The organism is Microbacterium sp. NPDC087591, assembly GCF_044743625.1.
Classification (GTDB): domain Bacteria; phylum Actinomycetota; class Actinomycetes; order Actinomycetales; family Microbacteriaceae; genus Microbacterium.
On record NZ_JBIUWU010000002.1, the window covers coordinates 538,431 to 550,910 of the forward strand.

General features: G+C 67.6%; 14 protein-coding genes. 1 reads left to right on the forward strand and 13 read right to left on the reverse strand.

Annotated features, from left to right (window positions below; all coding sequences use genetic code 11):
• Nucleotides 1-33: 33 nt before the first annotated feature.
• Nucleotides 34-1,788 carry a 2-isopropylmalate synthase gene (leuA, locus tag ACIOVG_RS13205; RefSeq protein ID WP_400874088.1) on the reverse strand — a complete coding sequence of 585 codons (1,755 nt, stop codon included), beginning with the start codon at nucleotides 1,786-1,788 and terminating at the stop codon, nucleotides 34-36.
• 193 nt (nucleotides 1,789-1,981) lie between these two features.
• Between leuA and ACIOVG_RS13210 the strand changes: the two genes are divergently transcribed.
• A complete protein-coding gene (locus ACIOVG_RS13210) occupies nucleotides 1,982-2,629 on the forward strand; it encodes a hypothetical protein (protein ID WP_400874091.1) in 648 nt (215 codons plus the stop codon).
• Nucleotide 2,630: 1 nt separating this feature from the next.
• Here the strand turns inward: ACIOVG_RS13210 and ACIOVG_RS13215 are convergent, their stop codons facing one another.
• From ACIOVG_RS13215 to ACIOVG_RS13270, 12 genes are all read right to left on the reverse strand, one after another.
• Nucleotides 2,631-3,566, reverse strand: a complete 936-nt coding sequence (locus ACIOVG_RS13215; protein ID WP_400874094.1) for a zinc-binding alcohol dehydrogenase family protein — start codon at nucleotides 3,564-3,566, stop codon at nucleotides 2,631-2,633.
• 349 nt (nucleotides 3,567-3,915) lie between these two features.
• Nucleotides 3,916-4,491 carry an RNA polymerase sigma factor gene (locus ACIOVG_RS13220; protein ID WP_400874097.1) on the reverse strand — a complete coding sequence of 192 codons (576 nt, stop codon included), beginning with the start codon at nucleotides 4,489-4,491 and terminating at the stop codon, nucleotides 3,916-3,918.
• Entirely contained in the window at nucleotides 4,488-5,462 is a 975-nt protein-coding gene (locus tag ACIOVG_RS13225) for a hypothetical protein (protein WP_400874099.1), read from the reverse strand. The genes ACIOVG_RS13220 and ACIOVG_RS13225 overlap by 4 nt, the downstream gene beginning before the upstream one ends.
• Nucleotides 5,463-5,559: 97 nt before the next feature.
• Nucleotides 5,560-6,036, reverse strand: a complete 477-nt coding sequence (locus tag ACIOVG_RS13230; protein WP_400874102.1) for a hypothetical protein — start codon at nucleotides 6,034-6,036, stop codon at nucleotides 5,560-5,562.
• On the reverse strand, nucleotides 6,033-7,022 hold the full coding sequence (locus ACIOVG_RS13235) for a hypothetical protein (protein WP_400874105.1): 990 nt from the start codon (nucleotides 7,020-7,022) through the stop codon (nucleotides 6,033-6,035). The genes ACIOVG_RS13230 and ACIOVG_RS13235 overlap by 4 nt, the downstream gene beginning before the upstream one ends.
• A complete protein-coding gene (locus ACIOVG_RS13240; RefSeq protein ID WP_400874107.1) occupies nucleotides 7,006-7,557 on the reverse strand; it encodes an RNA polymerase sigma factor in 552 nt (183 codons plus the stop codon). The genes ACIOVG_RS13235 and ACIOVG_RS13240 overlap by 17 nt, the downstream gene beginning before the upstream one ends.
• A gap of 54 nt (nucleotides 7,558-7,611) precedes the next feature.
• The gene (gene era, locus ACIOVG_RS13245; protein WP_400874110.1) at nucleotides 7,612-8,508 is read right to left on the reverse strand and encodes a GTPase Era; all 897 of its coding nucleotides are present in this window, start codon (nucleotides 8,506-8,508) and stop codon (nucleotides 7,612-7,614) included.
• Nucleotides 8,501-9,796: a hemolysin family protein gene (locus ACIOVG_RS13250; RefSeq protein ID WP_400874113.1), complete on the reverse strand. Its 1,296-nt coding sequence runs from the start codon at nucleotides 9,794-9,796 to the stop codon at nucleotides 8,501-8,503. The genes era and ACIOVG_RS13250 overlap by 8 nt, the downstream gene beginning before the upstream one ends.
• Nucleotides 9,793-10,251 (reverse strand): rRNA maturation RNase YbeY, encoded by a 459-nt coding sequence (gene ybeY / locus ACIOVG_RS13255; RefSeq protein ID WP_400874116.1) that lies wholly within the window; start codon nucleotides 10,249-10,251, stop codon nucleotides 9,793-9,795. Before ybeY ends, ACIOVG_RS13250 begins: the two co-directional genes overlap by 4 nt.
• Nucleotides 10,248-11,273 carry a PhoH family protein gene (locus tag ACIOVG_RS13260; protein WP_400874795.1) on the reverse strand — a complete coding sequence of 342 codons (1,026 nt, stop codon included), beginning with the start codon at nucleotides 11,271-11,273 and terminating at the stop codon, nucleotides 10,248-10,250. Before ACIOVG_RS13260 ends, ybeY begins: the two co-directional genes overlap by 4 nt.
• Nucleotides 11,274-11,352: 79 nt before the next feature.
• A complete protein-coding gene (locus ACIOVG_RS13265) occupies nucleotides 11,353-11,703 on the reverse strand; it encodes an HIT domain-containing protein (protein ID WP_400874119.1) in 351 nt (116 codons plus the stop codon).
• A 45-nt stretch (nucleotides 11,704-11,748) separates the two neighbouring features.
• The gene (locus tag ACIOVG_RS13270; protein WP_400874122.1) at nucleotides 11,749-12,477 is read right to left on the reverse strand and encodes a 16S rRNA (uracil(1498)-N(3))-methyltransferase; all 729 of its coding nucleotides are present in this window, start codon (nucleotides 12,475-12,477) and stop codon (nucleotides 11,749-11,751) included.
• Nucleotides 12,478-12,480: the final 3 nt, after the last annotated feature.

Genomic DNA, 12,480 nt, shown 5'->3' on the forward strand with positions numbered 1-12,480 from the left:
CGTCTCACTGCTCCGGGAGCGGGGGCGGCCCGCTCAGACGGCCGCGAGCTCCTGCTGACGCGTACGGATCGAACGGTTCACGCCCGACACGATCGCCTTGAGCGATGCGGTCGAGATGTCGCCGTCGATGCCGACACCCCACAGACGCTGGTCGCCGACCTGCAGCTCGACGTAGGCCGCAGCCTGCGCGTCGCCGCCGGCGCTGAGAGCGTGCTCGACGTAGTCGTAGACGGTGATGTCGAAGCCCTGTGCGCGCAGCACCTCGACGAAGGCCGCGACCGGACCGTTGCCGTTGCCTGTGACGGAGACCTGCTGGTCGTCGTCGCGCAGCACGACGTCTAGCACGACCTCGCCCGACATGTCGCTGCGGGTCTGTGTCGCGAGCAGCTCGAACCGACCCCACTTGGCCGCAGTGTCCGCGGCGGGCAGGTACTCGTCGTTGAAGATCGACCAGATCTGCTCGCTCGTGACCTCGCCGCCCTCGGCATCCGTCTTGGCCTGCACGACGCCCGAGAACTCGATCTGCAGCTTGCGGGGCAGGTCGATCGCGTGGTCGGCCTTGAGCAGGTAGGCGACGCCGCCCTTGCCGGACTGCGAGTTGACACGGATGACGGCCTCGTACGAACGGCCGAGGTCCTTCGGATCGACCGGCAAGTACGGCACGGCCCACTCGATGTCGTCGACGGTGACGCCTTCAGCCTCGGCACGGACGGCCATGGCTTCGAAGCCCTTCTTGATCGCGTCCTGGTGCGAGCCGCTGAACGCGGTGAAGACGAGGTCTCCCGCCCACGGGCTGCGCTCGGGCACCGGCAGCTGGTTGCAGTACTCGACCGTGCGCTTGACCTGGTCGATGTCGCTGAAGTCGATCTGCGGATCGATGCCCTGCGTGAACAAGTTGATGCCCAGGGCGACGATGTCGACGTTGCCGGTGCGCTCACCGTTGCCGAACAGGCAGCCCTCGATGCGGTCAGCGCCGGCCATGTAGCCGAGCTCGGCGGCGGCGATCGCGGTGCCGCGGTCGTTGTGCGGGTGCAGCGACAGGATCACGTTCTCGCGGTGCGCGAGGTGGCGGCTCATCCACTCGATCGAATCGGCGTAGACGTTCGGCGACGCCATCTCGACGGTCGCCGGCAGGTTGATGATGACCTTGCGGTCGGGGGTGGGCTCGAAGACCTCGATCACCTGGTTGCAGATGTCGACGGCGAACTCGAGCTCGGTGCCCGTGTAGCTCTCGGGCGAGTACTCGTAGTAGACCTTCGTGTCGGGGATCGTCTTCTCGAACTGGCGGCACAGACGAGCGCCCTCGAGCGCGATGTCGATGATGCCCTGCTTGTCGGTACGGAACACGACCTCGCGCTGGAGCACGCTCGTGGAGTTGTAGAGGTGCACGATGGCCTGCTTGGCGCCGGCGATCGACTCGTAGGTGCGGGCGATGAGGTGCTCGCGGGCCTGGGTAAGCACCTGGATGGTGACGTCGTCCGGGATCAGGTTCTCTTCGATGAGCTGACGGACGAAGTCGAAGTCGGTCTGGCTGGCCGACGGGAAGCCGACCTCGATCTCCTTGTAGCCCATGCTGACGAGCAGCTCGAACATGACGCGCTTCCGCTCGGGCGACATCGGATCGATCAGTGCCTGGTTGCCGTCGCGGAGGTCGACCGCGCACCACCGGGGCGCCTCGGTGATGCGGGCATCGGGCCACGTGCGGTCAGGCAGGTGGACGTTGATCTGCTCGTGGAACGGCCGGTACTTGTGGATCGGCATCGAGGACGGGCGCTGAGTGTTCTGCATGATGGGGCTTCTTCTCTTCGTCAGGGTAAACGGGCCAACACAAGCGCCGCGACGAGGAAGGCCCTAGCTTTAGGACTCGTCGCGGCAGCTAAGAAGAAGCAGTCCGCCGAAAGGCATGAGGTCATGGTAGCAGGGAAGCCGAGGCCCGTTCGACGATGTTGAGACGATCGATGACTGACCGACACTCTCTGTCATGAGCACATCGCAGCGTCGCCTGGTCCTCGCCTCGGCATCCCTCGCCGGCCTTCTCGTGCTGAGCGCGTGCGCAACGGGGCCGGGGGGCTCCCCTGCGCCGACGAGCACGACGGTCACGTCCGACCAGCTCCTGGAGTCGGCCCGGCCCGGGCTCCCGAACGGCCGCGTGATCGCGACAGGGACGGTGTTGGATGTCGCCGGCGACGTGCAGCTCTGCCTCGGCGCCGTCGCGGAGTCGTATCCGCCGCAGTGCAGCGGCATCCCACTGGACGACTGGACGTGGGACGGCGTCGATGGCAGCGAGACCAGTGGCGACGTCACGTGGGGAACGTATGCCGTCTACGGCACATACGACGGCGAACGGTACCTCAACACCGATCCGCCCATCATGCTGGCCCTCTACGACCCGATCCGACCGGAGGATCCGACGGGTGGTGTCGACGGCAAGACCGACGAGGCGGAGTTGACCAGGATTCAGGACGACATCGCCGCTCGTCTGGGTCAGGACGCGCTGAGCATCGGGACAGAGCGCGGCTACGTGTGGTTGCAGGTGGTGTGGGATGACGGCACGATCCAGGATGCGGCGGATGCCGAGTACGGCGACGACGTCGTGATCGTCACGTCGGCGCTGCGCGAGATCGACTGACCTACGGGATCAACGCGAGCTTGCCGCCAGGATGGCCCGTGGCGAGGAAGCGGTGCGCGGCCGGCGCCTGTTCCAGCGGGTATGTCCGCGCCAGGGGAACGACCAGGTCGCCGTTCTGCGCGAGCGCCGTCAGTTCGCCGCGCACCTCATCGCGGAACGTCGCACTGGCGGGCATCGAGCCGGCGATCGCGACGATGCCCGCGGCGGCTGCTCGTCCGAAGGCGGCGATCGTGACGATACGTCGGGCGTCGCCGACGAGCTCGAGAGAGGTGTCGATCGCCTCGTCGGTACCGACGGCGTCGAGGGCCGCCACGATCGGGGCGTCGGCGGCCCCTCGCACCCGCTCGCTCAGGCCGGCGCCGTAGCGCACGGGGATTCCGCCGAAACGACGCACCTCATCGAAGCGCTCCGGGCTGGACGTGCCGATCACGCGGACGCCCCGGAGGCGGGCCTGCTGCAGCAGGCTGAGACCCACCGCGCCTGAGGCACCGTGGAGCAGGATCGTCTCCCCCGGCGCAGCGCCGACGACCGACAGCATCTCTGCCGCGGTCGTGCCGGCGAGCAGGAGGTTCGCCGCTTCGGGATGCGTGAGCGTCGAGGGCTTCGCGAACACCTTCGCGGCGGGAACCGTGATCTCTGTCGCGTATCCGCCATAGATGCGGAAAGCGACGACCTCATCTCCGATACCTACGGCGCCCGAGCCGATGCGCGTGTTCGGCCCGATGGCAGCGATGTCGCCAGAGACCTCGTATCCGATCGGCACGGGGAACTCGAGATCGGCCCGCGGCGCAGCGACGTGCTTGGCATCAGCGGGATTCACGCCGGCCGCGTGGATGCGGATCGTGACTTCGCCTTCCGCCGGTGCAGGAACCTCGTACTCCTCGAAGGACCATCCCTCAGGTGATCCTGCCGTCGTGGCAATCCAGTGCTGTGGCATGGCCGCACCTCCTGTGAAGATCAGTGCGTCCATCATCGCGCGGAAAGAGAGGGCGGTGGCGTTCCGCTGTCAACGGAACGCCACCGTCCGCGACTTCCTCTCGCGTGCCCCCCGGAATCGAGAGTGAAGTCCTCGCCTGTGCCGCGCTGATCCTTACCCCCCGGTAGGAATCGGCGTGACCAGTTGCGATCCATCCGGTCGCCGGGGACGAGGGCAATCGTTTCCTCGGCGGCCGGATGGCTCACTAGAACGCTAGGCGGTCCACCCGTACGAACGCAAAGTCCAACGCATGGATTAACTCATTTGTCAGGTATTCGCTTCTCGCGCAATGTGTCGATCAGAAACCGCGTCACCCCGTCGTCCGGGGCGCGGGGCGCGCTGCCTCCACACGGCGTCGCGCCTCGACCGCGGGTTCCCCTTCGCCGAGCCCAAGCTCCGCTTCGAGCTTCTTGCGGGCTCTGCTGAGCGTCGTCCACACCGAAGCCTGGGAGCAGCGCAGCAGCTCGGCTATCTCGCCGGCCGCAAGCTGGTCCCAATAGGCGAGCTTCACGACCCGCCGCTCGCGCTGGGTCAGCACCTTCTCGATCGCATGCCGCACCGCGAGGGTCTCGAGCATGTCGTCATCGCCCGGTGCCGCGAACACGGCATGCACGGTGTCCATGGCGCGGGCGCGCGCCCGATGGCTGCGTTCGCGATCCTTGATCTTGTTGTCGGCGGCCCTGATCAGCCAGATGAGTCCGAGGGGCTTGGCGGTATCGAGTTTGCGCCAGGCGAGGAGGAACACATCCGACACGATCTCCGCCACCTCGGAGTCGTCGTCCACCATGCACTCCACATGGCGTTGCAACGGCGCCCAGAGCGTGTCGTAGATCTCCTTGAAGACGGCTTCCCGCGTGCTGTCGCGCGCCTGTGACCGGCCGCTCATCCGACCGACCCATCGACGTCCCAGAGCTGATATCCGAGGATCGCGCCGGCGGGAAGCAGAGAGTCCGCCTTCACGACCGTCCGCTCGACACCGACGATGCGCCCCGTGTCGACCGCCACGTACACCACATCGCTGACCGCACCATCGGGAGACATCACGCGCAGGCCGTCGACCGCTCGCCCGAGGCGGTCGTGCGTCGCGGGTACGGCCTCCGCACCGCCTGCGTCTTCGATGATGCGCAGGAGCGCCGCATGCTGGTCATTCGTGAGGGTCCACTGACCGAGGAGGGTCGTGATCGTCGTCACCGCCTCGAACGCCGACGCACCTTCGGGCATTTCCAGAGCGCGGAGGGCGTCCTCCATCCCGGCCAGAGACTCCGCCGGCGGATCCGTCACCGGAGTGACGAACTCACCGGGCAGCATCGGGAACTCCTCGACGTCCCCGGAAAGGGGAATCTCCGAGTGGGAGTACCACTCGGCATCGGCCGGGTCCTGTTCCGGACTGTTCACGAGGATCACATGACCGGATCCGTCAGGTTCCCAGGAGATGGTCGACAGCTGTGTGAAGACCCTCAGCTCGCCGGTGCTCGCGTCGACAGAGAAGTTCCACGACGCGGTCCGCACGAAGCGCTGCGGCTCGGCGGGACCGGAGGACGTCGAAAGCTGCGCCTGTGCCTGATCCACGATCGCGGCGACGGTCGGCGTCAGAGCCACCGACGAGAAGGGCGCTCCTGCGCGCGCGGTCGTCTGTGGAGACATCACGACCGCCGCAACGACGACGGATGCTGTGGCCAGCGCCAGTCCGGATGCCCATCCGATGGCGATGGTCCGGCGCCGTCTGTGCGCCGGCTGACTTGACGTCAGAATGCGGTCGCGAGCGACCAGCGCCGCGGCATCGGGCTTGGCATCAGCCGCGGTTCGCGCAGGGCTCGCTGCGCGGAGCATGCCCTCCAGCGAAGAGTTGTCCGGCACGAGGTTCTCCACGATTAGTTCACTGACGTCGGATCGCGCACCCGCTCGGCGCCCCGCACCGACGGGCTCTGACCGCAATCAGTCCCGGTTCGGCCACTCAGAGAGTGCAGCGGATGTTCGTCACGGTACCGGAGGTGTTCTGAAACGTCCCTGCGGTGATCGTCTTGAGCACGGTCGATCCGTTGCGCGCCTGCGCCGTCCCGGAAGAACGCGCGTTCGCGACGGACTTCACCGTGAAGTTCGCGGGGATGCTGTGGACCCCGCACGTTCCGAAGCTGAGCGCACTGCCGTCGGCGAAGAAGGCGTTGAAGGCGCAGATCTTCCCCGTCGCGCACCCGCCGACCGACCGCGCCGTCACCTCCGAGGTGCGGGGAACCGTCATCTCCATGTCGAGTTCGGGCCACACCGCGTGATGGCTGTCGATCAGGATGCCACCGGGTACGGCGTCCAGCATCTCGGCGATCTGGGGATCGGGGTCGATGACCGCCTCCGCGGCCGTGGCCGCCGTCGGCACGGAGCCGAGCGCGAACACCGCCACGACCAGCAGAGTGAGCATCACACGCGCGCGCTTCACGGAATCACTTCGCCTTCCACGTCCCACATCCGGTACGAGATGATCGCTCCCACCGGGTAGACATCGTCTGCTTCGATCGCGGTCCGCTCCACTCCCACGATCCGTCCGGTCTCGAGCGACACGAGCACGACGTCCTTGGCGCCCTTGTCCGGCGTGAGGAACTGGATCCCGGCGACCGGACGTCCGAGTCGGTCGGTGGTGTCGCCGAGCGCGACGCCGTCTCCGGTCTCCGCGAGAAGCGAGAGGAGCTCTCGGTGCTGCGCATTGGTGAGCGTCCACATGTCGAACGTCGAGGTGAACGCCGACTCGATGTCGAAGGCGGTGGGCTGAGCCGGCATGCCGAAAGCCGTGAGCAGGGCGAGAACGTCCTCGCGCGAATCGCCGGGGATGTCGGGCCACAGTGGCTCGAAGTCACCCGGCGACATGACCAGATCGGAGACGACGTCCCCGCTGCTGCTGACCTCTGCGTGGTTGTGCGCCACCGCGTCCGTCGGGTCGTACGGCACACCGCGGACAACCGTCATCCGTCCGGAACCGTCCGGATTCCAAGTGAGCTCGGAGAGCGTGGGAACGACCTCGGCGTTCTCGTCGACGACATCGACGGAGAATCCCCACGACGCGGCATGCACCGTGCGCAGCGGCGTGTCCGGACCCGTGACGGCTGCGAGATCCTCCTCGGCCGCATCCACGATCTCCGCGACCGTGCTGGACCCCTCGAAGGTCAGCGGGGTGGGGGTTCCGGCGGTGGCGGTCTCCTGCGGCAGGAGCATCGCGACGGCGAAGATGGCAGTGGCGCCCGCGGCGACGGCGCCAGACGCCCAGGCGACTGCCCGAGAATGAGGGCGATGCGCGCTACGGGACTTGCGCAGAATGCGGTCTCGAGTCGCGAGCGCACGGGCATCGGGCGCCGCGTCGCGCGGAGTGCGCGCCGGATCGGCTTCCGTCAGCGCTCGTTCGAGCACAGCCTCATCACCCCTCACGCTCACTCGCCCCCTCCAGGCCCAGAGCATCCCGCATCCGCTTCTCTGCGCGGCGCAGCATGGTCCGCACACCTCGTCGCGGATACCGCATCAGCTCGGAGATCTCCCCCTCGGTGAGCCCGTCCCAGTATGCCAGCATGATGATACGCCGTTGACGCGCAGTGAGGACACCCAAAGCGCGCAATACGCTGTCGCGATCCGGCAGTTCTTCGGCAGGTCGATCCGCTGCGCCCGGCTCCTCGGTGGTGCCGGCCATGCCGTGATGCACGGCGTCCAACACAGCCCGCCTGCTCGCCGTGCGGCCCGACCGGGCACGCAGCTCGCGATCGGCCACCCGGAACAGCCAGACGCGACCCATCGGCCGGGCGACATCCAACCTCGTCCAGGCTTCGAGGAAGACTGCCGAGACGATCTCGGTGACTTCGTCATCGTCGGCGACGGCACCTTCGATGTGATGCCGCAGCGCCGCCCAGTGGGCGTCGAAGACTCGTGTGAAGACCTCGTCTTGCAGCGAGTTCGGGTCTTCGCTGCGACCGGTCATCTGCTCGAGGTGGGCGGCCTTCCCGCCGCCGTCGATCCGTCTCGTGGGCTCATGTCAGAATCCGAGCCTGCCCAACTGCTTCGGGTCGCGCTGCCACTCCTTCGCGACCTTCACGTGCAGGCCGAGGAACACGCGAGTTCCGAGGAGTTCCTCGATCCCTCCGCGCGCACGGGCGCCGACGTCGCGCAGCCGCTTTCCCTTGTGCCCGATGATGATCGCCTTCTGGCTGTCGCGCTCGACGACGATCTGCGCGTGCACATCGGTGAGGTCGCTGTCCTCGCGCCGCGCGACCTCGTCGATGATCACGGCGATGGAGTGCGGCAGCTCATCGCGCACACCCTCGAGTGCGGCCTCGCGGATCATCTCGGCGATCCGGTCCTCCTGCGATTCGTCCGTCGTGATGCCCTCTTCGTACAGGGGCGGGCCCTTCGGCATCAGGCTCAGCAGTTCGTCCGCGAGCACTTCGAGCTGATCGCGGGTGAGCGCGGACAGCGGCACGACCGCCGCCCAGTCCTCACGGAGCGCATCGACCTCGAGCAATCGCTCGGTGATGTCGTCGCGGCCGGCCGCGTCGGTCTTGGTGACGATCGCGACCTTCTTCGCACGCGGATACCCGTCCAGCGACGCTGCGATACGACGGTCTCCCGGTCCGACCTTCTCGGTCGCGGGCACGCAGAAGCCGATCACATCGACGTCGCCGAGCACCTGGTCGACGAGGTCGTTGAGACGCTCACCGAGCAGCGTCCGCGGCTTGTGGATGCCCGGGGTGTCGACGATCACGAGCTGCCCCTGCGGGCGGTTCACGATCCCGCGGATCGCACGCCGCGTGGTCTGCGGCTTCTCGCTGGTGATCGCGATCTTCTCCCCCACCAGCGCATTGGTCAACGTGGACTTGCCCACATTCGGGCGCCCGACGAAGGTCACGAACCCACTTCGCGTCTGCTCAGTCATCGCGTCGCTCTCCTTCATCCTCTGTCGATTCCACCTCGACGGCTGCTCGTTCGACGAACACCGTCGCAATTCCTCGTCCGCGCCCGCGCGATGCTCCCCCGGTGAGCACGAGACCGTGGACCGTCGCGGTCGCACCGGGCTGCGGAACCTGCCCGAGAGCCTTGCCGAGCAGTCCGCCGATCGAGTCGACGTCTTCATCCTCGAGTTCGAGTCCGAAGAGGTCGCCGACATCCTCCAGCGAGAGCCGGGCACTCACGCGGTATCGTCCGTCACCGAGCTCCACGAACTCGGCGGATACCTGATCGTACTCGTCCGAGATCTCTCCGACGAGTTCCTCGATCAGATCCTCGAGGGTCACCAGACCCGAGATCCCTCCGTGCTCGTCGATCACGAGGCACACGTGCACCGCGTCACGCTTCATCTGCTGCAGCAGAGTCTCTGCGCGCATCGACTCAGGGACGAAGGTCGCAGGGCGGGAGATCGGGCGGATGGATGCCGTCCGCCACGCGTTCTCGTCCCGGAACGCGAACTGCACCAGATCCTTGAGGTACAGCACGCCGACCACATCGTCGGCGTCATCGTCGACGACCGGCATGCGCGAGACTCCACGATTCAGGAACAGCGCCATCGCCTCGCTGGTCGACGCGGTGGCATCCACCGTCACCATCTCCGTGCGAGGAACCATCACCGCGCGCACGAACTGGTCGGTGAAGTCGAACACCGAGTGGATCAGGTCGCGGTCGTCCTCCTCGATGAGGTCATTGGATGCCGCCTCATCGACCATGCTGAGCAGTTGCTCCTCCGAGCTGAACGAACTGCGACCGGCTCCGGGCGTGACCCGGTTCCCGAGAGCGACCAGGCCCTGCGCGATGGGTCCGAGGAAGATCCGCAGCCCCCTGACCACGGGGGCGTTCGCGCGCAGCAGCCCGTCCGCGTGGTCGCGCCCGAAGGTGCGGGGGCTGGCGCCGACGAGCACGAAGCTGATGCCGGTCATCAGTACGGCGGCGGCGAGCATCGCCCACCAGATGTTGTCGAACAGGAACATGAACGCGACGGTGACGAGCACGGCGGCCGCCGTCTCCGCGAGCACGCGGATGAAGGCGACGGCGTTGACATGGGCATCCGGATCCGCGGCGATGCGCGCCAGCTGACGCGCATTGCGCCCCTCGCTGCCCATCTCCTCGAGGTCCGAGCGCGACGAGACGCCGAACGCCGCATCGATGGCGGCCATGAGACCGCCGAAGGCGACGAGCAGAACGGCGCCGGCGAGGAGGAAAGCCGCTGTCATCGTCTGCGTTCAGACACGGCGAAGCCTTCGATGAGCTGCTTCTGGAGCCCGAACATCTCGCGCTCCTCATCGGGCTCGGCGTGATCGAATCCGAGCAGGTGCAGCAGGCCGTGAGTGGTCAGCAGGATCAGCTCGTCCATCAGCGTGTGCTTCGCCGCCTGAGCCTGCGTCTCCGCGACCTGGGGGCACAGCACGATGTCGCCGAGCAGACCGGGGGCGGTCGGGCGGTCCTCGGTGCCTGGGCGCAGCTCGTCCATCGGGAAGCTGAGCACGTCGGTGGGCCCCGGCTCGTCCATCCACTGCACGTGGAGCGCTTCCATCGCCCCTTCATCGACGAGAACGATCGCGACCTCGGCATCGGGGCTGACGTGCAACTGCGCGAGGTTGTAGTCGGTCAGGCGCTGCAGCACGGTCTCGTCGACATCGATGGCCGACTCGTTGTTGATCTCGATCATGAGAGTCCTCGTTTCGGCGCGCGATCGCGCGGTCCTGGTCGCTGGGCGCCGCGGCGCTCGGCTCGGCTGGCGAACTCGGCCGCCTGCTCGCGCTCGAACCGCTGCGCGGTGCGCTTCTCGTCGTACTCGCTGTAGGCGTCGACGATGCGTCCGACGAGCGAGTGGCGCACGACGTCGTCGCTCGTGAGCCGGGCGAAATGGATGTCGTCGATCCCGTCGAGCACACGCGTCACGAGGCGCAGTCCCGAGGAGCCCTGCGGCAGATCGACCTGCGTGACATCGCCGGTGACGACCATGCGCGTGCCGAAGCCCAACCGGGTCAGGAACATCTTCATCTGCTCCGGGGTGGTGTTCTGCGCTTCGTCGAGCACCACGAACGAATCGTTCAGCGTGCGACCGCGCATGTAGGCGAGCGGGGCGACCTCGATCGTGCCCGAGGCCATCAGCCGCGGCACGATCTCCGGATCCATCATCTCGTTCAGCGCGTCGTAGAGCGGGCGCAGGTACGGGTCGATCTTGTCGGTCAGCGTGCCGGGGAGGAAGCCCAGCCGCTCCCCTGCCTCGACGGCTGGCCGAGTCAGGATGATGCGGGTGACCTCCTTGCGCTGCAGCGCCTGCACGGCCTTGGCCATCGCGAGGTACGTCTTGCCGGTACCGGCCGGACCGATGCCGAACACGATCGTGTTCTCCTCGATCGCGTCGACGTACTCCTTCTGCCCCAGGGTCTTCGGACGGATCACCCGGCCCCTGGTCGACAGGATCGCCTCGCCGAGGACCTCGCTCGGTCGCGGTCCGCCGTCACGGCGCAGCAGCCGCGCCGAGTTCGTCACATCGCTGGGGGCCAGATCGTGCCCCGCTTTCGTCATCGCCAGCAGCTCGTCCACGAGCTTCTTCGCGTTCGCGACCTCCGTTGCGCCGCCGCTGAGCGTGATCTCGTTGCCGCGCACGAGCACCTGCACATCGCGATGCTCCTTCTCGAGCATCCGCAGCAGGCGGTCCTGCGGCCCGAGCAGCTGCACCATCGCGACGCCGTCGGCGTAGATCTTCTCGACAGCCTCGGGCTCACGCCCACCCAGGCTGCGCTCGGCCGGTTCGTGGTTCTCAGGCACCGACGCTCTTCTCGGTCAGGCCGCCACCCAGCACGTGGGCGTGGACATGGAAAACGGTCTGTCCGGCGTTCGCTCCGGTGTTGAAGACCAGGCGGAAGTCGCCGTCGGGAGTGTGCTGCGCTGCCAGTTCCTTCGCGAACGCGATGAGCTCGGCGAGCAGTCCGGCGTCTCCGGCGGCCAGCTCCGTGACGTCACGGTAGTCCGCGGTCTTCGGGATCACGAGCAGATGCACCGGCGCCTGGGGCGCGATGTCGCGCAACGCGAAGAGCCGATCGGTCTCGCCGATGATCTCGGCGGGGATCTCCCCGGTCAGGATGCGCGTGAAGATCGAGGGTTCCGTCATGGATTCAAGTCTACTGACCACTGCGCACCGGGCGCGTGGGGGCGCTCACCAGCGGCCGAGCGCCACCGAGAGCACGGCGATCGCCGCCGGTCCGGCGGTTGAGGTGCGCAGCACCGTGTCGCCGAGCAGCACGCGCTCAGCTCCTGCCTCGGTCAGTCGCGCCAGTTCGTCGGGGGCGATGCCGCCCTCCGGCCCGACGACGAGCACCAGATCGCGCCCGTCGGAGACGATTTCGGAGAGCCGCCCGGTCGCGGTCGGATCCAACAGCAGCACGCGCTGCGTCGCGGCCCGTGCAGCGAGCTCCGCGGTGGTGACGGGCGCGCCGACCTCGGGCACCCACGCACGATGCGCCTGCTTCGCGGCCTCTCGCACGATCGATGCCCAGCGCTCCCGCCCCTTGGCCGCCTTTGCACCCTCCCAGCGGGAGACGCTGCGACTCGCCTGCCAGGGCACGATCTCGTCGACGCCGAGTTCGCACGCCGCCTGCACCGCGAGTTCATCGCGGTCGCCCTTGGCGAGAGCCTGGACCAGCACGATGCGCGGGGTCGGCGCCGAATGCTCCGCGCGCTCCGAGATCCGCACATCCACCTGCGCCGGCGAGACCTGCTCGGCGACGCCGGAGAGCCAGACACCCCTGCCGTCGCCGATCGTGATCGCCTCGCCGACCCGCAGCCGACGCACGACCGCGGCATGCTTCGCCTCAGCTCCGGTCAGCGACACGAGGTCGCCGGTGACGGCATCCGATGCGGACTCGAGCAGGAAGTGCAGGGCCATGGG

Coding starts and splice junctions, on each gene's coding strand:
- ACIOVG_RS13270 (WP_400874122.1), bottom strand. CDS start 12,477: ATGGCCCTGCACTTCCTGCTCGAGTCCGCATCGGATGCCGTCACCGGC.
- ACIOVG_RS13265 (WP_400874119.1), bottom strand. CDS start 11,703: ATGACGGAACCCTCGATCTTCACGCGCATCCTGACCGGGGAGATCCCC.
- era (WP_400874110.1), bottom strand. CDS start 8,508: ATGACTGAGCAGACGCGAAGTGGGTTCGTGACCTTCGTCGGGCGCCCG.
- ACIOVG_RS13260 (WP_400874795.1), bottom strand. CDS start 11,273: ATGGTGCAGCTGCTCGGGCCGCAGGACCGCCTGCTGCGGATGCTCGAG.
- ybeY (WP_400874116.1), bottom strand. CDS start 10,251: ATGATCGAGATCAACAACGAGTCGGCCATCGATGTCGACGAGACCGTG.
- ACIOVG_RS13215 (WP_400874094.1), bottom strand. CDS start 3,566: ATGCCACAGCACTGGATTGCCACGACGGCAGGATCACCTGAGGGATGG.
- ACIOVG_RS13250 (WP_400874113.1), bottom strand. CDS start 9,796: ATGACAGCGGCTTTCCTCCTCGCCGGCGCCGTTCTGCTCGTCGCCTTC.
- leuA (WP_400874088.1), bottom strand. CDS start 1,788: ATGCAGAACACTCAGCGCCCGTCCTCGATGCCGATCCACAAGTACCGG.
- ACIOVG_RS13240 (WP_400874107.1), bottom strand. CDS start 7,557: ATGACCGGTCGCAGCGAAGACCCGAACTCGCTGCAAGACGAGGTCTTC.
- ACIOVG_RS13220 (WP_400874097.1), bottom strand. CDS start 4,491: ATGAGCGGCCGGTCACAGGCGCGCGACAGCACGCGGGAAGCCGTCTTC.
- ACIOVG_RS13210 (WP_400874091.1), top strand. CDS start 1,982: ATGAGCACATCGCAGCGTCGCCTGGTCCTCGCCTCGGCATCCCTCGCC.